A 26,421-nucleotide genomic window follows, 5' to 3' on the forward strand; every position below is an offset into this window, starting at 1 on the left:
CCGCGGGAGGTGCGCGATGCCGTTTCCTGCAATCTTTGCCGTGACGGGGCTGTGGCAGTTGCTGGCCCTGACCCTGGTGGTGGCCGTGGGCGCCGCCGGGTCCGCCGCTCTGGCCCGCAAGCACCACGCCGACCCCGCGACCCTCCCCGACTCCGTCTTCTGGGACGTCTTCGCCGGTGTGGCCGTGGTGGCGCCCGCGGTCCTGCTGGGCGCCCTCGCCTCGCCCGCGGCGGGTCTGATGCTCGCCGCCGTCGCCATAGCTTCGGCGGTGGCCAGCTTCCGCTGGACCCCGGCGTTCCTGTGCCGGCAGCGGATGAGGCAGGACGGCAGGCGGGCGACGGCTGAGGACGCGGCAGCCGCGGCCCGGCACGGAGAGGTGCTGGCCCGCTGGCAGCGCTACGAGCTGGATCCAGCCCTCTGCATCGACTACCCGCAGCTCAGCGACGCCCGGCACCCGGAGACCTCTGCCCTGTTCAAGGCCATGCGGCGGGCGGAACTGCTGCGGCCCGTTGCTGGCCGCGGCGGGAGCGCAGGTCCCGGCGGGCCTGGCCGGGCGGACGGACCCAGTTACAGCGACGCCGTGGCGCGGCTGGAAACCGCCTTGGCCGAGGCCGAGCGTTCCGCCGGTGCACTCGGCCAGCCACGGCTTTCACCAGGGAGTGCGCAATGACAGACATCACCATCATCGGCAGCGGCAACATGGCCCGGGCCATCGGGCTGAGGGCGGCCGCGGCCGGGGAATCCATCCAGATCCTGGACCGCAGTCCGGACAACGCGGCCCGGCTGGCGGCGGAACTCGGCGGGGACACCACGTCCGGCAGCCTGGGCGACGTCCCCGAGGGCGACATTGTGGTCCTGGCCCTGTACTTCGAGCCGGCCAAGGAGGTCGCGGCGCACTACGGGGACACCCTCAGCGGCAAGACCGTGGTGGAGATCAGCAACCCGGTGAACATGGAGACCGGGGACTCGCTGCTGGTGGAGCCCGGCACCTCGGCGGCGGAGGAGGTGGCCCGGCTGCTGCCCGGCGCCCGGGTGGTGAAGGCCTTCAACACGACCTTTGCCGGGCCGCTGGCGGAGGGGTCGGTGGGCGGCCGGCAGCTGGACGTGTTCATCGCCTCCGATTCGGAGCAGGCCCGTAACGAGGTGGCGTCCTTTGCCGCCAAGGCAGGCCTCCGGCCGCTGCAGGTCGGCGGTCTCCGGCACGCCCGCGAACTAGAGGGGATCCAGCTGTTGATGATCGGGCTGCAGATGAATCCGGCCTACGAGTCCTTCAACTGGCAGACCGCCCTGAACGTCATCGACTAGGAAGCAACGACGGCGGGCGGCCCGGTCATCAGACCGGACCCCCCGCCGTCGTGGTTCGGGGCCGTAAGAGCTACAGCTCGACGGTGCCGCTCTCGCCCACGCTCATCCGGCTGTTGGTGACCTTGGACTTGACCCACTGCAGCACGGTGGCCGCGGTGCCGCCTGGGCTGGTCCAGTACTCGGCGGAGTCCGAGTCGACCCGGAGCAGGACCACGCCGGGGGTTTCCGGGCCGTCCGGGAACCAGGCCTCGACGGCCTGGTTCCAGCGGTCGCGGATTTCCTGGCGGTCGGTGACCAGTTCCGCGGTCCCGGCCACGGAAACCCACTCAGTGCCCTTGCCGAAGGAGACGTTCACGGCGGGGTTGGCCTTCACGTGGGCCACCTGGGAGGTGTCCTGCGACGTGAAGAACCACATGTCGCCGTCGTTCTCCACATCCTGGACCGCCAGCGGACGGCTGACCAGGGCGTTCTTTTCGTTGATGGTGGTGAACATTCCGATCCGGGAATGGTTGATGATGTCCGTCACCTTGCTGATGTCCTGCGCGTCCGACATGTGCTCACCTCGTCTTGAGAAGTCCGGAGGGAAGTCCTCCTGCCGCCAGCCTATTGATAAGGGTGCTTAGTTTTCAAGCTGCCGTCCGCGGGAGAGCACCTGGCCACGGAAGAACTCCGGCCGGAGCCTGGCCATCACCAGCATCAGGACCACCCCCAGCAGGATGACGCCCATGCCCAGGATGAACACCAGCCCCAGGCCGCCGATCGAGGAGCCTGAGCCGTACTCCGGGTCCATCGAGTCGTAGGCGGTCTTGAAGAACATGACCAGCAGGATCACGCCGCCCAGCAGGGGTGCCAGGAACTTAAAGACGAAGGAGTGCGCGCCGCGGAACGCCTGTGCGCGGAAGAACCAGACGCAGGCCAGGGCGGTGATGCCGTAGTAGAAGCAGATCATCATGCCCAGCGCGGTGATGGTGTCCCAGAGGGCGTTCTCGGACAGGGTGCGGGTGATGACGTAGAACCCGGCGGCCGCGGCCGCGGAGGCGATCGTGGCGAAGCTCGGGGACTTGTAGCTGGGGCTGATGGTGCCGAACTTTGCCGGCAGCGCCCGGTAGTGGCCCATCGAGAGCAGCGTGCGGGCCGGCGAGACGAAGGTGGACTGCAGGGAGGCCGCGGAGCTGCTGAGGATGGCCAGGGACATCAGGATCGCGAAGGGGCCCATGACCGGTCCGGCGAGGACCGCGAAGATGCTGCCCTGGTTCTCGGGGTTGCCGGCACCCAGGCCTTCCTCGCCGACGCCGGCGAACGCCAGGGTGGCCAGTGCGACCGTCATGTAGATGATCACGATCACCAGGACGGTGACGGTGGCGGCGCGGCCCGGCGTCTTCTCCGGGTTGCGGGTCTCCTCGTTCATGGTCAGGGTGACGTCCCAGCCCCAGTAGATGAAGATCGAGAGTGAGACGCCGGCGGCGAAGGCGGAGAAGGATTCGACGGCGAACGGGTTGAACCAGTCCGGGGCGATCGCGGTGGCGTCGAAGGCGGTGCCGTTGGCCACGTGGCTGAACGCCGCAATGGCGAACCAGCCCAGCACCAGCAGCTGGAAGCCCACCAGGACGTACTGCACGGTCTTGGTGGTTTCCATGCCGCGGTAGGAGATCCAGCAGGCAAGGGCGATGAAGACCAGGGTGGTGGCGATGTTCAGCGGCAGCACCTTGGTCAGGTCGCCCAGTTCGGGGTTGTTGAAGATCTGGGCGAGCATCAGATAGAAGAAGTCGACGGCGACGGCGGCCAGGTTGGAGAGCACGATGATGGTGGCCGCGATCAGGCCCCAGCCGCCCATCCAGCCGATCCACGGTCCGAAAGCCCGGGAGGCCCAGGTGAAGGAGGTGCCGGCGTCGGGCATGGCGTTGTTCAGCTCGCGGTAGCCCAGGGCCACCAGCAGCATGGGAATGAAGCCCACCAGGAAGATTGCCGGGAGGTGGACACCCACCTCGGAGACGGTCGGGCCGAGCGCGGCGGTGAGGGTGTAGGCGGGGGCGATGCAGGAAACGCCGATGACCACGGCCCCGATCAGGCCCACCGAGCCGGCCTTCAATCCCTTCTCGCTCAGACCGTGCTGCTGCACGGTGCCGGCGGCGCCGGACGTCGCGTGTTTGATGCTCATGCTTGTGCCTCTCGGGATGGGTCATTCAACGGTGAATGGGACGGGCTCTTGAGCTCGTAGTCGCTGGGGACCACGATCATGGGAACCGGCAGGGCGCGCAGGATCCGGTTGGCGGTGCTGCCCAGGAAGATGGAGCGGTGCCGGGCCAGCCGGCTGGAGCCGATCAGCAGGATTTCGCCGTCCTCCCAGTCGAGCCGGTCCACGGCCTCCTCGACGCTGCGGCCCTGGGCCACGACGACGTCGGAGGGGTGGGCGGCCGCTGCGGGCCCGCCGTCGGCGCCGGGGCTGCCGGACTCCCCCGCAGTGCCGATGGACGGCAGGGCGGCGGCGAGGTGGCGGGCGGCGTAGGCGCGGGCGGTTTCCGCGGCCTCGGCCGAGTCGCCCTCGTCGAGGGTGAGCAGCGAGACGACGCGCAGCGGGACGTGCCGGTTGGTGGCCATCGACACGGCGTAGTCCAGCAGTTCCTCGGCGCCGGGCCGGTCGCCCAGCCCGCAGCTGACCCGGGTCAGCGCTTCGCGCCGGTGGTAGCCGTGCGGGGCGAGGGCCACCGGCACGGTGGCGGCGTGCAGCAGGGCGCCGGCCACGGAGCCCACGGTGAACCGTTTGAAAAGCCCGTTGCTGGTGGCGCCGATGACCAGCATGTCCGCGCCGAACTCCTCGCAGGCATCGATCAGGGTCTGGGCGTCGGATTCGCCGCTGCGGATGTGCGCCGAGGCGGGCACGTCCGCGGGGATCAGCCGCAGCCCCTCGTCGAGCCATTCCTGCGCCTGCTGGTGCAGGTAGTTGTCGTAGCCGGCGGCGGGAGCGTGCGCGGCGTTGAACGGCGCGGCCTCCGGAATGGCGACGACGAGGTCCAGGGCGGCCCCGCGGCCACGGGCCAGGGAGACGGCCAGGTTGACGGCGTCGCGGCCTCTGGCGTTCGCGGAATATCCCACTACATATCGCATACTGACCGACCTCTCTGGTTGGGTGCTGGACTGGGTCACAAGCCGGGTCACAAGCTGGGTCACGGGGTGGCGCGCCGGGTCAGCGGCCGGCCGGGAGCCGGTCGGCGGCGGCGACGATGCGGGCGGCCACCTGGCGGCCCATCCGGATGGCGCCGTCGACGTGCTGGTATCCCTCGGCCGCGAGGTCGGAGGAGGCCCAGTAGATGGGACCGACGGGGGCGTGCTGGTCCTTGCCGTAGCGGTGCAGGCCGCCCAGGTCGTAGCTGGCGGCATAGGCTCCGCGGGTCCACTCCTCCGAGCCCCAGTCGGATTCGTAGTAAACCTCCGGTTCCAGCGCCTTCGGGCCCAGGAACCCGGCGATCGATTCGAGGATGGCGCGGCGGCGGTCCTCGGCGCTGAGTTCGAACATGGCGTCCGCCTTTTCATCCGAGACGAAGCCCACCAGGGTCCCGCGCGGGTCCTCGTGGTTGGTGTTGTCGTAGACCTCCTGGACCAGGGCGTCGGCGCCGAAGCAGGTGCCGGAGAGGCCCTCCTCGCGCCAGAACGGCGAGCTGTAGACGGCGTGGACCTTGATGACCAGGCCCAGGGACTGGTGCTGGTGCATCTGGTGCTGGCGGCGCGGCAGCGGCGGGTCGTAGGAGACGCGGGAGTACAGGTTCGGCGGGACGGCCATGATGACGTAGCGCGCGGTGACGGTGGCACGGTCGGAGACCACGGTGGCGGTGTCGTCCGCCCAGGTGATGCTGCGTACCGGGCTGGAGAGGACGACGTCGTCGCCCAGTTCCGCCGCCTGGAGCACGGAGACCTGCTGCATGCCGCCCACCACGCGCTTGTCCAGGATAAAGTCCTCGTCGGTGAGGTGGGTGAAGGAGCCGGCCGACGCTGCCATCAGCACGGCCTGCAGGGCGGAGAACGCGTGTGCCGGCTTGGTGAGCATGCCGCCGGCGATGAAGAGGCCAATGTTGTTGCAGGCTTCCTCGTCGGTGGAGTTCTGGCGGAGCCAGTGGTGGAAGGAGATGGTGTCCAGCTCGCGGGCCTTGGGGTGGGCCCACGGCTCGGTGGGGCCGATCTCGGCGGCGAGGGTGTCCAGCAGTTCGGTCAGCTTGGCCATCTCGGCCGCCGTCGTCTCGCTGACCGGGAAGGTGTCGCCGGTGTAGAGGGTGCGCTTGCCGTCCGCTCCGAGGTAGACGGCCCGGCCGTCGCGGTAGCGGTCGTAGGTTTCGAGCCCGAGTTCGTCCAGCAGTTCCAGGAGGGCGGTCTGGTCCGGGGAGACCCACTGGCCGCCGATCTCCAGCATGGCGCCGTCGATGGTGTTGGTCCAGGTCCGGCCGCCCACGCGGTCCCGGGCCTCCAGCACGGCCACGCTCAGCCCGGCCTTCCGCAGTTCACGGGCCGCGGTCAGGCCCGCGGGGCCGGCTCCGACAATGGCGACGTCGCGGTCAAATTCCAGCATGATGTCCTCTCCGGGGTCCGCTGAGTGATGCGAACCACTAAATGAATGCCATTCATTTAGTGACGACTATAACGCCGGAGGGGCGCGGAGGGAAGACCCCGGCGCAAGGTTGCCGTCGGTGGAATAATCCAGAGGACACCCGCCGGGAGCTTCCCGGATCCGCAGGAAGAGAAGGGCAGGGCATGCCGGCAGCCAGCAACGCCACCACGGAACCGCACCGCCCGGCGGTCTCGCGCCGCCGCGTCGGCCGCCCCGCCGCCGCGGTCCTGGACCAGGACGGCATCACCGCGGCGGCCCTGCAACTGGTGCGCAAGAGTGGCTACGACGGGTTCACCATGGCCGCCCTGGCGAAAACGCTCAACGTGGCGCCGTCGGCCCTGTACAACCACGTGGCCTCCAAGCGCGAGGTGCTGGTGCTAGTGCAGGACCACCTGACCTCGTTCGTCGATGTCTCGGCGTTCGAGACCCTGCCCTGGGAGCAGGCCGTGCGGGAATGGGCCTGGAGCTACCGGGACGTGTTCTCCCGGCACACCCCGCTGATTCCGGTCATTGCCGTGCTGCCGGTGGCGGACGCGCCGAAGACCCTGGCCATGTACGAGGCGGTCAGCGCCGGTTTCCGCCGCGCGGGCTTCCCGCAGGACCGGATCGTCGCGGCCATCGTGGCACTGGAGTCCTTTATCTTCGGTTCGGCCTACGACGTCACGGCGCCGGCGGACATTTTCGACGCCGGCAGCCTCGCCGCGTCGACGCCGAACTTCACCGCCGCCGTCGCCAGCCTGGGCACGGAAGGCTACGCCAACCAGGCGGACACCGCCTTCAGCCTGGGTCTGGAGGCGCTGATCGCGGGCTTCGGCGCCCTGAGATCCTAGGCGCAGCCTTCCGGGCGGGCTACTTGGCGTCCAAGAACACCGGGTTGGTCAGCGCCGCCATGGGACCGAGCTGGAGCGTGGTGCCCATCGCCGTTCCGTTGCTGGCCGTCCCGTCGGGCAGCGGGTGCCGGACCTCCACCCGGATGTAGGCCGCGAGCTGCGGCGTCGTCAGCCAGGTGCAGGTGCCGGTCCCGGAGGCGGGGAGGGTGAACTGCTGGGTCTGGCCCTCGTCGGTAATGAACCGGACCACGCCGTTGGCGACGCCGGAGACCTTGGCCGTGACGGTGACCCGCGCGTCCGGGGCCGCCGCGATCCGCTCGCCCACGCCGGCGGTGCGGCCGCCGACGGCGACGCCGAAGTCGACGGTGATGTCCGCGGATTCGGCGATCCAGCTGCGCCCGGTGCGGATGCCTTCCAGCACGCCGTCCCGGGACAGGGCATTGGCGTAGACCACGTTGTGCGGGAGGCCGATCACCTGCGGTGCGCTGTGGGCGTCGCTGTTGCCCATGGCGGGCAGCCAGCGGCCGCCGGTGCGGGCAGACTGGGCCAGCATCGAGTCCCAGGTGTTGATGGCGTACTCGTCATCGGCGGTCCACGGGCCGGTCCAGACCTCGACGGCGTCGGCGTCGGCGTAGCCGAACTTCCAGCGGCAGGCCACGTAGGGGCAGTAGGGGTGGGCGGGGACCACCAGGCCGCCGGAGGCGTGGATGTGCTGCGCCTCCTGTTCGAAGCCCTTGTCCCGGGCGCGGTAGCGCCAGTCGATCCAGTCGCCCGGTTCCAGCCCCAGCGCCAGGTAATGGCCGTTGCGGGTGGTGACCTCCTCGCCGGTGAGGATGAGCAGGTCGTTTCCGGCCAGCGGGCCCCAGGCGCCGTGTGAGGCCGGGGTGTTGTGGTCGGTGCTGATCACGAAGTCCAGGCGGCCGGCACGGGCACCCGCGGCCACTTCCTCGGGGGTGCGCTTGCCGTCGGAGTAGACGGTGTGCAGGTGCGCGTCGCCGCGGTACCAGCCCGGTCCCTTGCCGGCCACCTGCTGCGGCGGATATTGCGGACGGTAGGGTGCGGCGTCCGGGCCGAAGTCCAAGGTGACAGTGACGGTGTAGTCCATGCCCTGTTCGGCCACCTGGTAGGGGCCGAGCGCGATGTTCCAGGTGCCCTTTCCCACGGGGCCGGGCAGGTAGCCGGGGGTGGCTTCGGCGGCGCTGATGAAGAATTCGGTCCGGAATCCGCCGGACCAGCCACGGAATCCCTTACCGGACAGTGCGGTGCCCTTCTCGTCGAAGACGCCGATGTCGCAGGCGTTGTTCAGCAGGCCGGCGGCGACGGAGGGCTTGCTGTAGCTGTAGCTGACGCTGATCTTGTTGACCCCGGCGGGGACCTCGACCGGCAGGTAGACGAAGTCGGCGGCACCGGGATTGAGGTGGCCGGTGAGGGTTTTGGTGGTGGCGCTGCCGTCGGCGGCGGCCGCGAAGTTCATGGGGGCCAGCGTCAGGGCCGCGCCGGTCATGGCGGCGGCGAGGAAGCCTCGGCGGCTGGGAGAAAGAGCGGGGGTGATGGCCTCGTGGGCCTTGCATGGTGAAGTCACGCGGACCATGCTCACGGCGGCAGCTGAACTTCCGGGGGTCACGGGTTGGCCGGGATGTGAACGTCCGCTGGGAATACGGCCGTCTGGCGTCTCCGGGCAAAGTCTCGCTGCGGGAGCGGCCCGCCGAAGGGGACCGCGCCGGAAAAACAAAAGAACCCCGGTCCTAAGACCGGGGTTCTTTGAATGCGTGCGCGAGGGGGGATTTGAACCCCCACGCCCTTTCGGACACTGGCACCTGAAGCCAGCGCGTCTGCCGTTCCGCCACTCGCGCGCAACTTCTTCCGCTCGGCGGTAGTCCGTTTCCGGAACCTCCGCCTCGTGAAAGCAGCGAGATCAAGCATAACGGACACCTGCGGGAAAACACTAATCGGTCGTTTCAGCCCCTCCTGGAGGCGTCTCAAGGGGCCATTTTCGACCGCCGTGCACCCGCTTTCCAGGCCCGCCGCCGGGCGGCTGTCCGCCCCGTCCGGCCGCCGTCACACTGCCGCCCTGACGGGCATCCGCCCACGTCAGCGACGGTGGCGACCCGAGGAATAACAGCCCCGACGGCGGGCCGCATTAAGGCCATTCCCAGCCATGGACAGTAGTATCTGATGTAGGAGTGCCCGATCCCGGCGGACTCCCGCGTTAGTTGGAAACCGAGTTCCGGAACAAAACGCTGCCCCGCAGCTGTCAGGAAAGGAGAGGGACCATGGGCTTGCTGGACAAGGTCGAGCGCGGCATTGAAAAGGCCGTCCGCGGCGTCTTCTCCACCGGTTCCCGAGCGCGGGTAGAGCCGGTCGAGATCGCCAGCCACCTCCGCCGCGAGGTGGACGATAAGGCCATCACCATCGCCGCCGGCCGCACACTGGCCCCCAACGTCTTCGATGTACTGCTCAGCGGCGACGATTTCGAACGGGCCCAGGAATGGGGAACCCCGCTGGCCGAAGAACTGTGCGACGTCGTCATCAACCACGTCCGCAGCCAGGGCTACACCCTGCAGGGTCCCGTGCGGATCAGCTTCCGCCACGACGGCGACCGCAAGGCAGGCGACTTCGACATCACCTCCCGGACCGAAAAGTCCGGCGGGGCCCAGGCCGCCGCGCCCGCGCCGATGCCGGTCACGCCGCCACGGCAGCCCGCGGCGAACCTGCAGCCGGTGCTCGACATCAACGGCCAGCGGTATTCGCTGAATGCGCCCTCGGTCGTCCTCGGCCGCTCCTCGGAGGCGGACATCCTGATCGATGACACTGGCGTCTCGCGCCGGCACCTGGAAATCCGGTCCGGCCACGGCACGGCCCAGGCCATCGACCTGGGTTCCACCAACGGCAGCTACGTCGACGGACACAAAGTAGTCGGCTCCGCGGAACTCTCCGACGGCGCCACCATCACCATGGGACGGACCAAGATCATCTTCCGCCTTCTGCCCCCCAGCCAGGGCGGCCGCCCGTGAGCGAACTGACCATAACGGCCCTGCGGTTTGGCTTCCTCATCCTGCTCTGGGTCCTCATCTTCAGCATTGTCTCGGCCATGCGGCGCGACCTGATGATCGGCCGGAAGGCCGCCGCCGGTGCCCCCACCGCCCGGCAGGTACGCCGCAACCCGTCCCTGGCCGAGCCCGCACCGGCGCCGGTGAAGCAGCAGGCCCGCCAGCTCGTAGTGACGGAGGGTCCCCTCAAGGGCACCACCCTGCCGCTGGCGGCCAGCCCCATCCTGCTGGGCCGCGCGCAGGAAGCCACCCTGGTCCTCGAGGACGACTATGCCTCCGGCCGGCACGCCCGCCTGTTCCCGCAGGGCAGCCGCTGGTTCATCGAGGACCTCGGTTCCACCAACGGCACTTATCTCGCAGAGCAGCAGCTGACCCGGGCCCTCCCGGTGGAGCTGGGAGTCCCCGTGCGAATCGGCAAGACGGTCATTGAATTGAGGCCGTAGCCGTGGCTGCTACCCAAACCCCCGCGAACCAGGCATCTGCCCAGGAGCGGCCGCTCATCATGCGCTACGCCGCGCGCTCCGACGTCGGCCGCGTCCGCTCCAAGAACGACGACTCCGCCTACGTCGGCCGGCACCTCGCCGTCGTCGCGGACGGCATGGGCGGCCACGCCGGCGGTGACGTCGCCTCCGCCGCGACCGTGCTGGACATGATCCACCTGGACCGCGACGATTACGACACCGCGGCCGGCGAGGCGGACACCGTCCTGGCCGACGAGATCCAGACGGCCAACTCCCTGCTCTCCGAGCTGGTCCACATGAACCCGAAGCTCGCCGGCATGGGCACCACCGTGACCGCCCTCCTGCTAGCCGGCGGCAAGCTGCACTTCGCCCACATCGGCGACTCCCGTGCCTACCGGCTGCGTAACGGGGTCTTCGAGCAGGTCAGCGTGGACCACACCTTCGTGCAGCGGCTCATCGACGAGGGCCGCCTCCGCCCGGAGGAAGCCGAAACCCACCCGCACAAGAACGTCCTGATGCGCGTCCTGGGCGACGTGGACGCCAGCCCCGAACTCGACCTGGACATCCTCGACGTCCAGCCCGGGGAACGCTGGCTGCTCTGCTCGGACGGCCTGAACTACGTGGCCGGCCACGTCGTGGAGCGGACCATCCGCGAGACGAAGAGCCTGCGCGAATGCGCCGAAACGCTGGTGGACCTCACCCTCGAGGCGGGTTCCCCGGACAACGTGACCGTGGTGGTGCTCGACATCGCCGAGCAGACCGGTGACGACGTCAACACCGCCGCAGTTGAGGTGGTGCTGCCCCGAGCCGTGTCTGCCACCGTGCAGCCGCCCGCCGAGACGACCGACGCCGGCAAGCCCTCCGGCGAGCCTGCTGCCGGCGCAGCCGCCGGTGCGGCGACCGCCGCCGCGGAAGCCGATGCGGCCGGCAGCACCTACGCGGCCAGCATGCCCGGTTCCAAGGACACCACCGGCGACGGGGCCAAGGACGGCGACGCCGGAAAGGCCGCGGACGAACCGTCACCGGCCACCGATCCCAACCTCGGCGAGCACCTCTCCGCCGAGGTGTTGCGTGAAGAACTGTCCAGCCGCCCGCACGAACTCGTCGGCGCCGCCGCCTCCGCCGCCGAGAGCGGATCCATTCCGTCGATCGCCGGCCGCACCGTGGCCCGCCGCGCCGCAACCGTCCTCACCCACAAGGCCGATCCGGCCCGCGAGGAAACCGACGAAATCAAGCCACCGGTCAAGCGCCGCCGCTGGCTGACCATCTCGATCGCCGCCGCCATCGCGGTTGTGCTGGGGCTCGGACTGTGGCTGGGCTACGCCTGGACCCAAACCCGGTACTACATCGGCGAGCACAACCAGCACGTGGCGATCTTCAACGGCGTCTCCCAGCAGCTGGGACCGATTCCGCTCTCCACCCTGGAGACGGTCACCGACATCAAGATGTCCGACCTGCCCGAGTTCTCCCAGCAGCGGGTCCGCCAGACCGTCCCGGCCCGGGACCTGTACGACGCGCAGCGGATCGTGAAGAACCTGGAACGCACCGGCCTGACCTCCCCCGCCGATGAGTGCCTGACACCCTCCCCCGGCCCCAGCCCCACCGGCACGGCCGGCCCCAGTGCGCAGACGACCGCTTCACCGTCCGGCTCCGCGGCCGCCCCGGCGCCATCCGGCTCCGCCCGGCCCACCCCCACACCGAACTGCGAGGGATCAAAATGACACCCATCGATCCCACGCCCAAGCCCCGCCGCAACGTTGAACTGGTCCTGCTGATCCTCGCGCTCCTGGTCGGCATCGGCGCCAACGCCCTCGTGGGTGTGGACCGGCAGAAGGCCTTCGACACAGACTTCTGGTTCCAGTCCGGGCTGCTGACCGCCGCCGCTCTGGCCTTCCACCTGGTGCTGCGGTTCCGGGCTAAGTATGCCGATCCGGTAATACTTCCGCTGGTCATCGCCCTCAACGGCTTGGGCCTGGCCATGATCCACCGCCTCGACCGCGTCGGCGAGGACACCGGCAACAACCAGCTCCGGTGGACGCTGGTGGCCATGGCCGTCGCCATCGCCGTCGTGTTCTTCCTCAAGGACCACCGCCTGCTGCGCCGATTCACCTACATCTCGCTCGCCGCGAGTGCGGTGCTGCTGGTCCTCCCGCTCGTCCCCGGCATCTCCGCCGGCGAGGTACTAGGCGCCAGCGTCTGGATCAAGCTGGGCTCGATGACCTTCCAGCCCGGCGAGGTCGCCAAGATCACCCTCGCCATATTCTTCGCCGGGTATCTTTCCTCGAACCGGGACCTCATCCTGCTCGCCGGCCGCAAGGTCGGCCCCGTGCAGTTCCCCCGCATCAAGGACATGGGCCCGATGATCACGGCCTGGCTGGTCAGCATCGGCGTGCTGATCTTCCAGCGCGACCTGGGCACCTCCATCCTGTTCTTCGGTCTGTTCCTCGTGATGATCTACGTCGCCACCAGCCGGATCAGCTGGGTCATCATCGGCGTCGTCCTGATGGTGGCCGGCGGGTTCGCTGCCGCCAAGGTCTTCTCCCACGTGGCGCTCCGGATCGACGGCTGGTGGAACGCCTTCACGGAGGAGGTCTACGGCCGCGAGTTCGGCGGCAGCCGCCAGATTGTCGAGGGTCTCTTCGGCATGGCCAACGGCGGCCTCGTCGGCACCGGCCTGGGCCAGGGCCGGCCCAATCTGGTCCCCTTCGCAAACAGCGACATGATCGTCGCCTCCTTCGGTGAGGAACTGGGCCTGATCGGACTGTTCGCAATCGTGCTCATGTACCTGCTGCTCTTCACCCGCGGCTTCCGCGCCGCCCTGGGCACCCGGGACGCGTTCGGGAAGCTGCTGGCCACGGGCCTGTCCTTCGCCGTCGCGCTCCAGTGCTTCGTCGTCATCGGCGGCGTCACCCGGTTGATCCCGCTCACGGGCCTCACCACGCCGTTCCTGGCCGCCGGCGGTTCGTCGCTGCTGGCGAACTGGATCATCGTGGGGCTGCTGCTGATGATCTCGCACACCGCCCGCGGCCCGGTCGACACCACGCCGCTGCCGCCGGGCCAGGCTCCCGAGACCCGCGCCGACGCACCGGCCGTCCCGCCGAAGCCCGCGGCCGCCCCCGCGCCCCGGCCCGGCAAACCTTCCAGTCCAGACGCTCCGACCGAGGCGGTGACCTCCCTGTGAACCAGGCCATCCGAAACTCCTGGATCGCCGCGATCGCCATGTTCGCGCTGATCTTCGGGGCCCTGAGCTACGTGCAGGTGGTTGGCGCCGACGAACTGAAGGCCAACGCCTGGAACACCCGCACACTGATCCAGAACTACTGCAACGACCGGGGCGCCATCATCGTCGGCGGCACCCCGATCGCCCAGTCCGTGCCGGGCAGTGAAAGCTGCCAGTTCCAGCGCACCTACACGCAGCCGGAGCTCTACGCGGGCGTCACCGGCTACTTCTCCCGGAACTATGGCTTGACCGGCATGGAGCTGGCCATGAATGAGCAGCTCGCCGGCAGCTCGGACCAGCTGTTCCTGGACCGCGTCGGCCAGCTCTTCCTGGGCAACCAGCCCAAGGGCGCCTCGGTGGAGCTGACCCTGGATCCGAAGATCCAGAAACTCGCCTACGACCTGATTCCGGACGGCCAGCGCGGCTCGATCGTGGTGACCAACCCGAAGACCGGCGCCATCCTGGCGATGGTGTCCAAGCCGTCCTACAACCCGAACCTCGTGGCGACCCAGGACAGCGACGCCGAGGCCGCGAACATCACGGCGTTGAACAAGATCCCGGGCATCAACCTGAACCAGTCGGTCAGCGGCCCCACCGGCGCGCTGCTGGCACCCGGCTCGGTGTTCAAGATCATCGACACCGCCGCCGCCCTGGGCTCCGGGAAGTACAACAAGGACAGCGAACTGCCCAACCCGGCGGAGCTGCCGTTTCCCGGCATCCAGTACAAGTTGCCGAACTACGCCGGCGGCAACTGCTACACCAGGGATACGGCGTCCTTCGCGTTCGCCCTGCAGCAGTCCTGCAACACCCCCTTCGCCAAGATCGCACTCGACCTGGGCCAGAAGGCCATCGCGGACCAGGCGGCCAAGTTCGGCTTCGGCCAGGACTTCGGCGACCAGCTGAAGCTGGACTCGGCGAAGAGCTTCTTCCCGACCGAACCGCTGGACGACGCCGGCCTGGCCCAGTCCGCGATCGGCCAGCGCGACGTGCGGGCCACCCCGTTGCAGATCAACCTGATGACCTCGGCGATCGCCAACGGCGGCGTCGAAATGAAACCGAACCTGATCAAGACCCTCCGGGCCCCCGATCTGCGGATCATCAACGAACCGAAGCCGGAGTCACTGCGGACCTCCACGACGCCGGAGATCGCCCGGCAGATCAGCGAGTGGATGGCCAGCGTGGTCAGCGACGGCATCGCCAAGGGCGCGGCCGTTCCGGGCGTCCAGGTGGCCGGCAAGACCGGCACCGCGGAACTCGGCGACGGGAAGAACAACTCGTGGTTTACCGGGTTCGCCCCGGCCAATGACCCGCAAGTGGCTGTCACCATCGTCATGCAAGGCGTGGACATCACCACCGGAGCACAGCTAACCAGTCCTAATGCGAAGAAGATTTTTGAGGCGGTGTTGAACAAGTGAGGCCTTCATCGGGTATCACCCTCGGCGGCAGATTCCAGCTGACCACCCGGATTGCGATCGGCGGTATGGGCGAGGTCTGGAAGGCCAAGGACCTGATCCTCGGCCGGATCGTCGCGATCAAGGTCCTCAAGGAGGAATACACCGGCGACCCCGGTTTCCTGCAGCGGTTCCGGGCCGAGGCTCGGCACACCGCCCTGCTCAACCACGTCGGCATCGCCAACGTCTTCGACTACGGCGAGGAGGAGGGCTCGGCCTACCTGGTGATGGAACTGGTGCCCGGCCAGCCGCTGAGCAGCATCATCGAGCACGAGCAGGTGCTCTCGCCGGAGCGGACGCTGTCGATGATCTCGCAGACCGCCCGGGCATTGTCGGTGGCGCACGCCCAGGGCCTGGTGCACCGCGACATTAAGCCCGGAAACCTGCTGATCACGCCGGACGGCCGGGTCAAGGTCACGGACTTCGGCATCGCCCGCCTGGCGGACCAGGTTCCCCTCACCCAGACGGGCCAGGTGATGGGCACCGCCCAGTACCTGGCCCCGGAGCAGGCCACCGGGCAGACGGCCACCGGCGCCTCGGACATCTACTCCCTCGGCGTCATCGGTTACGAATGCCTGACCGGCCACCGGCCGTTCTCGGGCGAATCGCAGATCGCCATCGCCCTGGCCCAGGTCAACGACGCCCCGCCGCCGCTGCCGGACACCCTGCCGCGCCCGGTCCGGGCGCTGCTGATGTCCATGCTCGCCAAGGATCCGAAGAACCGCCCGGCCGACGCTATCAAGCTGGCCGAAGCCGCGGACGCAATCCGCAACGGTGACATCGCCGCCGCGCACGCAGCGGTCCCCGGCATGCTGCTCTTCGAGGACACCAACGGTCCCGTCACCGCTCCCACGAGCGTCCAGACCGCCGCTACCGGCGTGATCGGCGGGGACAACCGCACCTCCGCCCTGCCCGTGGTCGGAGCCGCCGGTGCCGGCGCCGCCGCGGGGCTGGCTGCGGGTGCCGCGGCCGCCAGCGGCTACGGCGCGCGCAATGCCCTGAACCGGGCCGACGCCCTGGCCGCCGAACGCAACTGGCTGCCGGAGGAGGACGAGGAGGACTACGACGGCTATGAGCCGGAGGAGGAGCCCAAGCGCCGCGGCCGCAGCCCATGGACCTGGCCGCTGATCGCCCTGATCCTGCTGGTGCTCTTCGTCCTGGTCGGGATCGTGGTCTCGCAGGCCGGCAGCCTGTTCCCGTCCTCCACCGCCACGACGTCCAAGCCGGCGTCCACGACGGCGGCCCCGACGTCGTCCACCCCCACGCCGACGCCGACCGTCAGCTCGGCGACGCCCACGGTGTCCACACCGCCTGCCATCAACCTGGTGCCGGAGTCATATTTGGGACGGCAGTACAACGACGTGCGCAGCCAGCTGATCGGAATGGGGCTGCAGGTCAAGGGCAACCAGGTAGCGGATCCGTCCACGCCCGGCACCGTAACGGACATCAACCCCTCCGGGCCGGTGCAGCGCGGTGACGTGATCACGGTGACGTACTCATCCGGTCCCCAGATGGTCGCCGTGCCCCAGTTCAAGCAGGGCGCCAGCGAAACGTCGGTGCAGCAGGCCATCGAGGCCGCCGGTCTGCGCTGGCAGAAGGGCGACCCGCTGCCGGGTACCAAGAACCAGCAGGAGGGCACTTTCGTCAGCTCCGAACCGGCGTCCGGAACCCAGGTCCAGGCTGGATCGGTCGTGACCTACCACCTGGCTGCCGCCCCGGCCGCGCAGACCCCGTCCCCCAGCCCCACCCCCACCAAGTAGGCCGTTGTGACCACCTCACCCCGAACTCCTTCGCACCGGGAGGACAGCGGCACGGCGAACACCCGGCGCGTCCTCAGCGGGCGCTATGAGCTGGGTGAGCTGATCGGCCGCGGCGGCATGGCGGACGTGTACCGCGGCCTCGACACCCGGCTGGGCCGGACCGTCGCAATCAAGCTGCTGCGGCCGGACCTGGCCCGCGATCCGCAGTTCCAGGCCCGGTTCAAACGCGAGGCGCAGGCCGTCGCGGCCCTGAACCACCCCTCGATCGTGGCCGTGTTCGATACCGGGGACCACTCGGTCCCCGGCGGCCACGACGATCAGGTCAGGGTCCCGTACATCGTGATGGAGTACGTGGACGGCAGGACCATCCGTGACCTGATCCGGGCCAAGGACGTCACCATCGACCAGGCCGTCGACTTCGCGCTCGGCGTGCTGTCCGCGCTGGAGTACAGCCACCAGGCGGGCATTGTGCACCGGGACATCAAGCCGGCAAACGTCATGTACTGCCCGGACACCAACAGCGTCAAGGTGATGGACTTCGGCATCGCCCGGGCCATGGCTGATTCCTCGGCCACCATGACCCAGACGCAGGCCGTGGTGGGGACGGCCCAGTACCTGTCCCCGGAGCAGGCCCGCGGCGAAACCGTGGACGCCCGGAGCGACCTGTATTCGGCGGGCTGCCTGCTGTACGAGATGCTGACGGGACGGCCGCCGTTCGTCGGCGACAGCCCGGTGTCCGTCGCGTACCAGCACGTGCGGGAGATCGCGGAGCCGGCCAGCAGCCTCAACCCGGAGGTCTCTCCGGCGTTGGACAGCGTGCTGGCGAAGGCGCTGCAGAAGAACCGGGCGGACCGCTTCCAGGACGCGTCCGCGTTTCGTCAGGCGCTGCGCGCGGCGCGCAACGGCGTCGGCGTCGCGGCCTTGCCCAGCAGCGAGGCACCCACCGACCCGACGAACACGGTCGAGTCGCCGGCCGATGTGCCCACGGCGGCGTTCGCCCTGACGGGCGCGAAGTTCCTTGACGATGCGCCCACCGGGCGCCTGTCCCTGGACGGGCACGACGACGGCGGGGCTGCGGTCGGTGCCCTCGAGGTTCCCGACAGCGGCGGCATGCCGCTGGACCTGCCGGCCGAAGGCGAGCCCAGCAGCCAGCAGAAGTCCCGCCGCCGGATGTGGATTGCGACGCTGATCATCTTCACCCTGCTGGTCCTGGCCGGTGGCGGACTGTGGTTGTACAACATGGTCAACCAGCAGCCGGCGCCGGTGGCGAAGGTCGACGTGCCGTCTGTGGCATCCCTTAGTGAATCCGAGGCGTTGCAGAAGCTCTACAACGTTGGTTTCAAGCCGCAGATCAGCCGCGTTCAGCACGAGACCATTCCCAAGGGAACCGCGGTGGGAACCGTGCCGTCGGCAGGCAGCAGTCTGGAGCGGAACTCGGACATCACGCTGAATATCTCCGAGGGACCCAGTGTCATCAAGATTCCCGCGGACCTGCCCGGCCGGACCGAGGCGGACGCCCGCGACGTGCTGCGGCGGACCGGACTGACGGGCGCGCCAAAGACCACGCTGAATAACAGCGCCACCGTTCCTGCCGGGATCGTCATCACCACCAACCCCGCGCCCGGCCAGAGCGTGGCGGTGGGAAGCACGGTCGAGATCATCGTCTCCACCGGCAAGGTGATGGTTCCCCAGCTCGTCGGCCTGCCGCGGGCCGAGGCGGAGGCCGCACTGAAGAACGCGGGTCTGAACGCCAATGTCACCGAGGTGGAGAACTCCCAGGTCGAACCGGGCAAGGTCACGGGCCAGAGCGACGCCGCGGACTCCACCGTGGAGCAAGGCAAGACCATCACCGTGACCGTGGCGAAGGCACCCGCGCCGACACCGACGCCCACGCCCACACCGACGCCCACCAAAACGGGCAAGGACTCCGGCAACAACAGTTCCGGCGGACTTCTCGGCGGCCTCTGACCGTGGGGTAGTTCCGGACCGTGCTGGTCAGTGCTTGATCAGGGGGCTCAGCACGGCGGCGCTCTCGGCGGCGCCGGCCATGCCGAGGGACTCAAGCCAGTTGCCCAGCATCAGGTAGCCGCCTTCGGTCAGGACCGATTCGGGGTGGAATTGGACACCGCAGAGCGGTGCGGAGCGGTGCTGCAGGCCCATGACGACGCCGGTGCCGGTCTCCGCGGTGATCTCCAGCTCTGCCGGGATACTCTCGCGGACCGCGGCCAGGGAGTGGTAGCGGGTGGCGGTGAACGGCGAGGGGAGCCCGGCGAAGACGCTGCCGCCGTGGTGTTCCACCAGAGACGTCTTGCCGTGCATCAGCTCGGGGGCGTGGGTGACGGTCCCGCCGTAGGCCTCGGCCAGGGCCTGGTGGCCCAGGCAAACGCCGAGCATGGGCTTGTTGTTCTCCCCGCACCACTTGATCAGGTCGATACAGACGCCGGCTTCCGCGGGGGCGCCGGGACCGGGCGAGATCAGCACGCCGTCGCGCGCCTCCGCCATCTCAATCGCCTCGGCGAGCGTGACGTCGTCGTTGCGGACCACCGTGGTCTCCGCGCCGAGCTCCTGAAGGTAGCCCACCAGGGTGTAGACGAAACTGTCGTAGTTATCCACGACCAGGATCTTGGTTGCGCTCATGGGTGCCGTGCCGTGCCAATCGTTGAATCTGTGAATGGGCCGAATTGCGCCATCCACGGGAAAAGGTACTGAACCATCAATATCAGTACCCCGGCCAGCAGCACCAACGCTGTGACGATGCGCAGCCAGAGGGGGCCGGGGAGGTGGCGGAAAATCCAGGTGTACATGTCTCAGCTGCCCCCTCTGGTCCGCGCCACCTGGGCGGCGATCTCTGCGGGTGGTCCGGCGGACGCCGGCTGCCAGCCCTCCATGGTCGAATAGGCGACGAAACGCTCCTGAGAGCCGAACCGGGGATTGCAGCTGGTGAGGGTGAGGTACCGGTCCCGCGGGGCCACTCCGGGCTGGGAGGGCACCGGAAGCAGCACGTCCACGGCCGTGGGCAGGACAATCCGGCTGTTGCGGAACACGTAGGTGTAGTAGCCGTCGCGGGTCTGGATGTAGATCCGGTCGCCGGGGACCAGGCTGTCGATGGCGTCCAGCACGGCCCCGTGGGTCTGCCGGTGGCCGGCGAGGGCCACGTTGCCCACGCCGCCCGGCATAGCCGTCCCCTCGTAGTGGCCGAGGCCCAGGGAATCCAGCACCGCCGTCGTCGTTCCCTGCACCATAGGCCGGGTGTAGGTCTCACCAAAACGCGGGATATAGACGACGCCGATCGTGCTGCCGGGTGCAGGCTCCCCGGCGACCAGCGGCGGTCCGGGATCCGGCGCGGCAGCGGAGGCTGGCGGGGCCGCGGGCCCGTCGAGGGAACGGGCGAACTCGGCGACGGCGGCCTGCTGGCGGGAATCGGCGTCGACGTTGGTCCACCAGAGCTCCCACGCGACGAACAGGAGGAGCACCACGCCCGCGGTGACCAGCATTTCCCCGCCAATCAGCAGCACCCACCGGCCCGGGGAGCGGCTCCCTGAGTCACGTGGCGTCGCTGGCGTGGCTGACGCTCCCGATGCATCTAAAGGGTGTCCGGACTCCGCTTTCTGCAGCAGCACCGTGATTCCTCCCTCTGCATCCGCGTCGTCCGCGCGGTTGTGTCCTGAATAACAGCTAGAATTGTGGGGATTTAAACCCGTCCACGATTGCGCAGTCCGCCGGCTTTTCTTTTTTGCAGGATATCAAGCCGCCGTTCGCGCCTCGTCAGCCGCCCGCCAAGGAGGACCCGTGCCCGAGTCGAAGCCCCGAAAGAGGTCTGCCGCACCCGAGCAGACTCGCGCCGCGGAGGCCTACAAGCCGAACCCGGTGTGGTTCAAGCCGGTGATGTTCGGCCTGATGATCATCGGCCTGCTGTGGATCATCACGTTTTACATCAGCGAAGGCACCCTGCCGGTCAAGGACTGGGGCGCGGGCAACATCATCGCCGGCTTCGGCATCGCCATCGTCGGGTTCCTGATGACCACCCGCTGGCGCTCCTAGCCCCTCTTTCGAGCGTCCGGACCGGCACCCTGTGTGCCGGTCCGTTGGTTTAAGGCCAGCGTTGTTCTGGCGCCATTCTTTCCCGGTTATAACGTCAGTGGCTCCCGCTAGGCTCGGAGTCATCCCGGACAGGAGAATCCCATGAGTACCGAACCCTTCACCACCACCGGCGCCACCGCAACCGGCGGAACGGTCATCGGCGACGACGGCCTGGCCCGTCCCGTGTGGGCCTCCTCCGATCCCCTGCTCCGGGACTATTACGACACCGAGTGGGGCCTCCCGGTCCGCGATGAACAGGGCCTCTACGAGAGGATCAGCCTCGAGGCTTTCCAGACCGGCCTGTCCTGGGCAACCATCCTGCGGAAGCGCCCGGCCTTCCGGGCCGCCTTTGCCGAATTCCACCCGGACACCGTTGCAGAGTTCACAGACAGCGACGTCGAGCGGCTGATGCAGGATGCCGGGATCGTCCGCAACCGGCTCAAGATCCAGGCAGCGATTACGAATGCCCGCGCCACCGTTGAGCTGCGGAACGACGGCGGGCTGGTGAACTTTGTGTGGGGCTTCCAACCGGAGTCGACGCCGGAGCCGACGGCGCTGCACCACATCCCCACCACTTCGCCCGAGTCGGTGGCGCTCTCGAAGGCCCTCCGCAAGCGCGGCTTCGCCTTCGTAGGCCCGACGACGATGTTCGCCCTGATGGAGGCGATCGGCATGGTCGACACCCACCTCATGGACAGCCACCGCCGGGGCAGCTCCGGAGTGTGGCCCCGGTAGAGGGTTCCTTGGTCCCAGTCTCCCATGGGGCTCACGCCGCTCCAACGCCGCCGCCACGGGGGCGATCCTGGGGCCACACCCGGGCGTTTCTCCGTGCCTCCACGCGGCCGCGCGGCACTGAAATCGTTCCCTTTCTTCATCCCCAGCTGTGCACAAGAATAACAAAGTTATCCACAGGCTGTGGATCCAGTGAGTGGATAACCTCATCCATCCCGCAAATTCGGCCTGCTGGCGGGGCTTGAGGGGGTCCGACTGTGAATTACGTCCACCGACTTACAGGACTGTGAGTTATTAACACTGTGGAAACGGCTGTGGATAAGGCCCACGCTTCTTCGACGGCCATATGAAAGCCCTGCATGCGTCGGAGCAGCGCGGTCTTGGAGATCCACGTGATCCCCACAGGGGTCACAGTTAATAGACTCGGCCTCACCAGCCGCCTGCCAGCCAGGTCCATCACCCAGGGGCGCTTTATCCACGCTGAGTACCCACAAGTTATCCACAGGTGGGGATAACGGCGGCGCTGCCCTCGATTGAGGCGTCAACTAGGCCGCAGAGGAGGGGCAAACGAGAGAGTAACTAGGCTATCGAGTTATTAACACTGTGAAAAAGTCTGTGCATAACCGCTATAAATCTGATCTATACGTCCAGGTCAGGGTCACTTCGGTGGATTCCGGCTTAGATCGGGCCTGCACGCCCACAAGTTGTCCACTTACCCACACTGGATTCCCCAAAAGTTATCCACAGCTGTGGAGGAGCCGGTGTGTAACTGTTACCAATTGGCTTCATTCCGCCAGCACGGGCGGCTCATGGGCATCCTCGTTCTTGAACTACAGGGCTGTAAGTTACCAACAATGTGGATAAGCCCTGTGGAAAAGCGCCCGCCCGGCTTCTGCCGCGTCCGTCCCTCCTGTTGCCCGCCCGCACCCGACCGCGGATCCGCTACGCTTCCGGACCAGCGCACCCCGGGTCCGAAGTGCCGCGGTCCGAAACCGCCGCGAAAGTGCGAGAACTCCGCCTGAGTCCATAATCGGTGCGGGACCATGGGCGCCCTCTCCGGGCACAAAATCAGCTCAGAGGGTGGAGAGGCAGGCTTAGTTTCACCGTCAGACCGGCCACCCACAGGGAGTCGCCACGGAAACCGCTACGATTTCGGACCAACGCATGCGGGATCAGGGGCGCGCCTGTCCGAAATCGGCGCGCAAGAGAGGATGCGGTGCGCCTGTCCGAAATCGACGCGGAGAGCGGGGTGCGAGGCGTCCTGGCGCCGCAACAGGAGCCGAAGCTGGACCCAGCCCAGCCGCAGCTACACCGGCAGGGCGGCTGAGGTGGCGGCGCGGACGGCGGTGGCTGCAACCAGCAGGCCCACCACCACGAGGAGGCCCAGGAATTGCAGGACGCCCTGCCGCCGGCCGCGGGGCACGTAGGCGATGGCCGCCGCGCAGAGGGCACCGGTGACCAGGCCGCCGAGATGGGCCTGCCAGGCGATCTGCGGCACCACGAACCCGATGACGGCATTGATCGCGATCAAGACCCAGAGCTGCCGGGTGTCGCCGCCGCGGCGCCGCTGCACCACCAGCATGGCGCCGAAAAGGCCGAAGATGGCCCCGGAGGCGCCGACCACACCGGCCAGTTGCTGGCCGGGAACGTACGCCGGGGTGAGGAGGTAGTAACCGACCGAACCGCCGACGGCGGAGATCAGGTAGAGGGCCAGGAAGCGGATCCGCCCCAGCAGGGGCTCCAGCGCCTGGCCAAAGATCCACAGCATGTACATGTTCAGCAAGATGTGGAGGATGAAGCCCTGGGAGTGCAGGAACGCGGAGGTCAGCATCCGCCAGGGTTCGAACGCCCCAAACTCGGGGGTGGCGTAAACCGTGGCGAAGGCCAGGTTCTGATAGACCCAGTCGTTCGGCACGATCCACTGCAGGACATAGAGAACGGCACAGGCGGCGATGATGCTCAGGGTGGCCATCGGTCGGCCTGCCGCGGCCACCCCGCCGAAGGCGGAGCGGACCTGCGGCGCGGAGCGCTGGGCTTCGTTGACACAGTCAACACATTGGAATCCGACGGCGGCCGCCCGCTGGCAGTCGGGGCATGCCGGACGCCCACACCGCTGGCACCGCACGTAGGCGGGCCGGTCGGGGTGGCGGGGGCATACCGGGACGTCAGCAGACGGCTCGGCCGACGGGATTCCGTAGCTCATGGCGGAGGCTAGAGCTTTTCGACGTCGATGCTGTTGATGACGACGTCTTCAACCGGACGGTCGCCCATGCCGGTGCGGACACCCTCGATGGAGTCGACAACCTTCTTCGACTCCTCGTCGGCCACCTCACCAAAGATGCTGTGCTTGCCCTGCAGCCAGCCGGTGGGGATGGTGGTGATGAAGAACTGGGAGCCGTTGGTGCCGCGGCCCATCTGGATGCCGGCGTTGGCCATGGCAAGCTTGTAGGGCTCGTTGAAGTTCAGTTCCGGGTGGATCTCGTCGTCGAACTTGTAGCCCGGTCCGCCGATGCCGCGGCCCAGCGGATCGCCGGCCTGGATCATGAAGTCCTTGATGATGCGGTGGAAGATCGTGCCGTTGTACAGCGGCGTGCCGGTCTTGTCCTCGCCCGTCTCCGGGTGGGTCCAGGCCTTCTCACCGGTGGCGAGGCCAACGAAGTTGTCCACGGTCTTCGGCGCGTGGTTGCCGAAGAGGTTGACGACAATGTCGCCCATGCTGGTGTGGATGGTTGCTTTTGCAGTTGCGATGGCAGTCATGGGCCTATTCTTCCACGGCGGCCTCCGGCGTACAGGGGCGCGGGCTGAGTTCCGCGCTGGGTGAAATCGCCGCGAAATAAGGGCTGAGAATAGCCGGTGGAGTTCCGGCCACGTAGGCTAACTGCAGAACCGTCACATTAATCGGGAGGTAGTTGTGAAGAAAACGGATCGTATTGCCCGTGAGCTGGAGCACTCGGTGTCCAGCGCCGTGGAAAACGCCAAGGACTGGGCCACCCCCCGGGTGGAGGCAGCCGTTGACTGGGCCGTTCCGCGCTTGCAGCAGGGCCTGGATACCGCTTCCCCGAAGATCCAGGAGGGCCTGAAGTCTGCGGCCCACAACCTGGCCGACGGCGTCGCCACCGTCACTCCCCGCATCCAGGACGGTCTGGCGCAGCTTGCGCCGAAGATCCACGATGCCGTCGACGCCGCCACCCCGCGGCTGCACGACGCGCTGGACAAGGCCACCCCGGTGATCGCCAACGCGCGTGACCGCGTCGTGGTTGAGTACCTGCCGAAGCTCTCGGACCAAATCGGTGCCGCGTCCGACGCCGTCCACCGCACCCTTGAGGGCGCCCCGGCCCACGTCGACGCCGTCGCCCAGCGTCTCGCTGACTCCGGCGTCGTCCAGAACGTGCAGGAGCAGGCACAGGCTGCCGGCAAGCAGATCAAGGCCGCCGCCTCCGAGGCCAGCCGCGCGGTGACCGGCGAGGTCGCCAAGCAGCAGAAGCCCAAGCACCGCGGATTCCTGATCTTCGGCATCATCACCGCCGCCGTTGCCGCCGGCGTCGCCGCCTGGAAGGCGTCCAAGCCGGTCGAAGACCCGTGGAAGACCCCCAGCCCGGTGAAGCCCGCCACGCCGGCACCGGTTCCGGCCACCACGGTCACCGAGGTCAAGGAAGAGGCGAAGCATGCTGCCTCCAAGGCCGCCGACGCCGTCAGTTCCGCTTCCTCCGCCGCCGCCGACAAGCTTGGTGACGCAGCGTCCAAGGTCGGAGACGCCGCCAAGGAAGCCACCGACGCCGCCGCCAGCAAGGCTGACGAAGCGGCCAAGGAGGCCGAGAAGTCCGATGCCAATAAGAAGGTCGCCACGGACGCCAAGACCGCGATGAACAACATTGCGGCCAGCCTGAACGACGAGGGCAAGACCAAGTAAGCACCGCTGCCGCCGTCCAGTAGGCGGCCGCGGCCACACAGGGAGGGTCACCGCCACGGGCGGGGCCCTCCCTTTGTTATTCCGATCTGTGCCGACCAACCCGGGGTCCCAACCCGCCCGGATGCTAAATTTGGGGGGATGTCACGCGAAGAGTCCCAGCTGGGTTCCCCCGACGATGCAGCGCTGCTGCCTGCCGTCTCCATCGTCATCCCGGCGTACAACGAGGAAAGCGTGATCCGGCAGTGCCTCATCGCTGCCGTCTACCAGTCGGTTCCGGCGCACGAGATCATCGTCGTGGACAACATGTCCAAGGACCGGACCGCCGACATCGTCGCGCAGATGCAGCAGGAATACCCGGAGAGCCGGATCCTGCTCATGAGCCAGGACAGTGACCAAGGGCTGATTCCCACGCGGAACTTCGGCCTGAACCATGCAACCGGCGATGTGCTCGGACGGATCGACGCCGACTCGGTCCTGGAGCCGGACTGGGTGGAGCAGGTCCAGAAGGCTTTCGCCGACCCCTCAGTCGCAGCCGCGACCGGCCCGGTGGTCTACTACGACATGCCGATGCGCCGCTTCGGGCTCAAGGCCGACGACAAAATGCGGCAGCTAATGCTCAAGCTCGCCAAGCACCAGTACCACTTCCTGTTCGGCTCCAACATGGCCCTGCGCCGCTCGGCCTGGGAAACCATCAAGGACGAAACCTGCCGGGACGAGCGGGACGAGATGCACGAGGATATCGACCTGTCGCTGCACCTTGCCGACCACGAGCTCCGGATACAGTACTGGCCGCAGATGATCTCCGGGATGTCCGCACGACGGCTCGAGGACTCGCCGCGCGACTACCGGTACTACGTCACCCGCTTCGACCGGACCTACAAGGCCCACAACGTCAAGAAGATGGCGCTCAAGGCACCCATGGTGGTCTTCTTCTCGGTGTACTTCCCGGCCAAGCTGCTGCGTGCCCTGCACACCGTGAACACGGCCCAGCCGGTACGCCGCGGGGGCCAGTAACCCGCAGTTAA

General features: G+C 68.1%; 23 protein-coding genes and 1 tRNA gene. 14 read left to right on the forward strand and 10 right to left on the reverse strand.

Annotation, left to right across the window (positions count from 1 at the left end):
• Positions 1 to 16: 16 nt before the first annotated feature.
• Positions 17 to 670 (forward strand): hypothetical protein, encoded by a 654-nt coding sequence (locus tag ACFVY3_RS09490; protein WP_400159545.1) that lies wholly within the window; start codon positions 17 to 19, stop codon positions 668 to 670.
• Positions 667 to 1,305, forward strand: a complete 639-nt coding sequence (locus tag ACFVY3_RS09495; protein WP_400159546.1) for an NADPH-dependent F420 reductase — start codon at positions 667 to 669, stop codon at positions 1,303 to 1,305. The genes ACFVY3_RS09490 and ACFVY3_RS09495 overlap by 4 nt, the downstream gene beginning before the upstream one ends.
• A 70-nt stretch (positions 1,306 to 1,375) precedes the next feature.
• On the opposite strand, the gene ACFVY3_RS09500 is transcribed toward ACFVY3_RS09495, so the two are convergent.
• The 4 genes from ACFVY3_RS09500 to ACFVY3_RS09515 form a co-directional block, all read right to left on the reverse strand.
• Positions 1,376 to 1,858: a pyridoxamine 5'-phosphate oxidase family protein gene (locus tag ACFVY3_RS09500; protein ID WP_377971057.1), complete on the reverse strand. Its 483-nt coding sequence runs from the start codon at positions 1,856 to 1,858 to the stop codon at positions 1,376 to 1,378.
• 66 nt (positions 1,859 to 1,924) lie between these two features.
• Positions 1,925 to 3,463, reverse strand: a complete 1,539-nt coding sequence (locus ACFVY3_RS09505; RefSeq protein WP_400159547.1) for an APC family permease — start codon at positions 3,461 to 3,463, stop codon at positions 1,925 to 1,927.
• Positions 3,460 to 4,410: a universal stress protein gene (locus ACFVY3_RS09510; RefSeq protein WP_400159548.1), complete on the reverse strand. Its 951-nt coding sequence runs from the start codon at positions 4,408 to 4,410 to the stop codon at positions 3,460 to 3,462. Before ACFVY3_RS09510 ends, ACFVY3_RS09505 begins: the two co-directional genes overlap by 4 nt.
• A gap of 79 nt (positions 4,411 to 4,489) precedes the next feature.
• The gene (locus ACFVY3_RS09515; protein WP_400159549.1) at positions 4,490 to 5,863 is read right to left on the reverse strand and encodes a flavin monoamine oxidase family protein; all 1,374 of its coding nucleotides are present in this window, start codon (positions 5,861 to 5,863) and stop codon (positions 4,490 to 4,492) included.
• A 182-nt stretch (positions 5,864 to 6,045) separates the two neighbouring features.
• Here ACFVY3_RS09515 and ACFVY3_RS09520 point away from each other — a divergent pair, with 182 nt between their 5' ends.
• On the forward strand, positions 6,046 to 6,732 hold the full coding sequence (locus ACFVY3_RS09520; RefSeq protein WP_290257084.1) for a TetR/AcrR family transcriptional regulator: 687 nt from the start codon (positions 6,046 to 6,048) through the stop codon (positions 6,730 to 6,732).
• Between the two features lie 19 nt (positions 6,733 to 6,751).
• Here the strand turns inward: ACFVY3_RS09520 and ACFVY3_RS09525 are convergent, their stop codons facing one another.
• Together ACFVY3_RS09525 and ACFVY3_RS09530 are read right to left on the reverse strand one after the other, a co-directional pair.
• Positions 6,752 to 8,314 (reverse strand): CehA/McbA family metallohydrolase, encoded by a 1,563-nt coding sequence (locus tag ACFVY3_RS09525; protein ID WP_400159550.1) that lies wholly within the window; start codon positions 8,312 to 8,314, stop codon positions 6,752 to 6,754.
• Between the two features lie 188 nt (positions 8,315 to 8,502).
• Positions 8,503 to 8,585, reverse strand: a tRNA-Leu gene (locus ACFVY3_RS09530).
• A 420-nt stretch (positions 8,586 to 9,005) separates the two neighbouring features.
• On the opposite strand from ACFVY3_RS09530, the gene ACFVY3_RS09535 reads away from it, so the two are divergent.
• The 7 genes from ACFVY3_RS09535 to pknB are packed head-to-tail and all read left to right on the forward strand — an operon-like array spanning position 9,006 to position 18,642.
• Positions 9,006 to 9,746, forward strand: coding sequence for a DUF3662 and FHA domain-containing protein (locus ACFVY3_RS09535; protein WP_290257086.1), 741 nt, complete (start codon positions 9,006 to 9,008; stop codon positions 9,744 to 9,746).
• Positions 9,743 to 10,225, forward strand: a complete 483-nt coding sequence (locus tag ACFVY3_RS09540; RefSeq protein ID WP_290257087.1) for an FHA domain-containing protein — start codon at positions 9,743 to 9,745, stop codon at positions 10,223 to 10,225. The genes ACFVY3_RS09535 and ACFVY3_RS09540 overlap by 4 nt, the downstream gene beginning before the upstream one ends.
• 2 nt (positions 10,226 to 10,227) lie before the next feature.
• Positions 10,228 to 11,964 carry a PP2C family protein-serine/threonine phosphatase gene (locus ACFVY3_RS09545; protein WP_400159551.1) on the forward strand — a complete coding sequence of 579 codons (1,737 nt, stop codon included), beginning with the start codon at positions 10,228 to 10,230 and terminating at the stop codon, positions 11,962 to 11,964.
• Positions 11,961 to 13,424: an FtsW/RodA/SpoVE family cell cycle protein gene (locus tag ACFVY3_RS09550; RefSeq protein ID WP_364138035.1), complete on the forward strand. Its 1,464-nt coding sequence runs from the start codon at positions 11,961 to 11,963 to the stop codon at positions 13,422 to 13,424. The genes ACFVY3_RS09545 and ACFVY3_RS09550 overlap by 4 nt, the downstream gene beginning before the upstream one ends.
• Positions 13,421 to 14,878 (forward strand): penicillin-binding protein 2, encoded by a 1,458-nt coding sequence (locus ACFVY3_RS09555; protein WP_364138037.1) that lies wholly within the window; start codon positions 13,421 to 13,423, stop codon positions 14,876 to 14,878. Before ACFVY3_RS09550 ends, ACFVY3_RS09555 begins: the two co-directional genes overlap by 4 nt.
• Positions 14,875 to 16,674 (forward strand): protein kinase, encoded by a 1,800-nt coding sequence (locus ACFVY3_RS09560; protein ID WP_400159552.1) that lies wholly within the window; start codon positions 14,875 to 14,877, stop codon positions 16,672 to 16,674. Before ACFVY3_RS09555 ends, ACFVY3_RS09560 begins: the two co-directional genes overlap by 4 nt.
• 6 nt (positions 16,675 to 16,680) lie before the next feature.
• Positions 16,681 to 18,642: a Stk1 family PASTA domain-containing Ser/Thr kinase gene (pknB, locus tag ACFVY3_RS09565; protein WP_400159553.1), complete on the forward strand. Its 1,962-nt coding sequence runs from the start codon at positions 16,681 to 16,683 to the stop codon at positions 18,640 to 18,642.
• A gap of 27 nt (positions 18,643 to 18,669) precedes the next feature.
• On the opposite strand, the gene ACFVY3_RS09570 is transcribed toward pknB, so the two are convergent.
• Together ACFVY3_RS09570 and ACFVY3_RS09575 are read right to left on the reverse strand one after the other, a co-directional pair.
• Positions 18,670 to 19,311, reverse strand: a complete 642-nt coding sequence (locus ACFVY3_RS09570) for an aminodeoxychorismate/anthranilate synthase component II (protein WP_400159554.1) — start codon at positions 19,309 to 19,311, stop codon at positions 18,670 to 18,672.
• A gap of 170 nt (positions 19,312 to 19,481) precedes the next feature.
• Complete coding sequence (locus ACFVY3_RS09575; protein WP_400159555.1) at positions 19,482 to 20,189, reverse strand: class E sortase; 708 nt, start codon at positions 20,187 to 20,189, stop codon at positions 19,482 to 19,484.
• Positions 20,190 to 20,463: 274 nt separating this feature from the next.
• On the opposite strand from ACFVY3_RS09575, the gene ACFVY3_RS09580 reads away from it, so the two are divergent.
• Together ACFVY3_RS09580 and ACFVY3_RS09585 are read left to right on the forward strand one after the other, a co-directional pair.
• Complete coding sequence (locus tag ACFVY3_RS09580) at positions 20,464 to 20,715, forward strand: cell division protein CrgA (protein WP_290257094.1); 252 nt, start codon at positions 20,464 to 20,466, stop codon at positions 20,713 to 20,715.
• Between the two features lie 141 nt (positions 20,716 to 20,856).
• A complete protein-coding gene (locus ACFVY3_RS09585) occupies positions 20,857 to 21,489 on the forward strand; it encodes a DNA-3-methyladenine glycosylase I (RefSeq protein WP_400159556.1) in 633 nt (210 codons plus the stop codon).
• 1,303 nt (positions 21,490 to 22,792) lie between these two features.
• On the opposite strand, the gene ACFVY3_RS09590 is transcribed toward ACFVY3_RS09585, so the two are convergent.
• Positions 22,793 to 23,689, reverse strand: coding sequence for a rhomboid family intramembrane serine protease (locus ACFVY3_RS09590; RefSeq protein ID WP_400159557.1), 897 nt, complete (start codon positions 23,687 to 23,689; stop codon positions 22,793 to 22,795).
• A gap of 8 nt (positions 23,690 to 23,697) precedes the next feature.
• Entirely contained in the window at positions 23,698 to 24,243 is a 546-nt protein-coding gene (locus tag ACFVY3_RS09595; RefSeq protein WP_400159558.1) for a peptidylprolyl isomerase, read from the reverse strand.
• A gap of 154 nt (positions 24,244 to 24,397) precedes the next feature.
• On the opposite strand from ACFVY3_RS09595, the gene ACFVY3_RS09600 reads away from it, so the two are divergent.
• Together ACFVY3_RS09600 and ACFVY3_RS09605 are read left to right on the forward strand one after the other, a co-directional pair.
• On the forward strand, positions 24,398 to 25,396 hold the full coding sequence (locus ACFVY3_RS09600; RefSeq protein ID WP_290257098.1) for a hypothetical protein: 999 nt from the start codon (positions 24,398 to 24,400) through the stop codon (positions 25,394 to 25,396).
• A gap of 138 nt (positions 25,397 to 25,534) precedes the next feature.
• Positions 25,535 to 26,410 (forward strand): glycosyltransferase, encoded by an 876-nt coding sequence (locus tag ACFVY3_RS09605; protein WP_400159559.1) that lies wholly within the window; start codon positions 25,535 to 25,537, stop codon positions 26,408 to 26,410.
• The last annotated feature ends 11 nt before the right edge of the window (positions 26,411 to 26,421 follow it).

The sequence above is a fragment of the Arthrobacter sp. BPSS-3 genome (assembly GCF_044628475.1).
Lineage (GTDB): Bacteria > Actinomycetota > Actinomycetes > Actinomycetales > Micrococcaceae > Arthrobacter.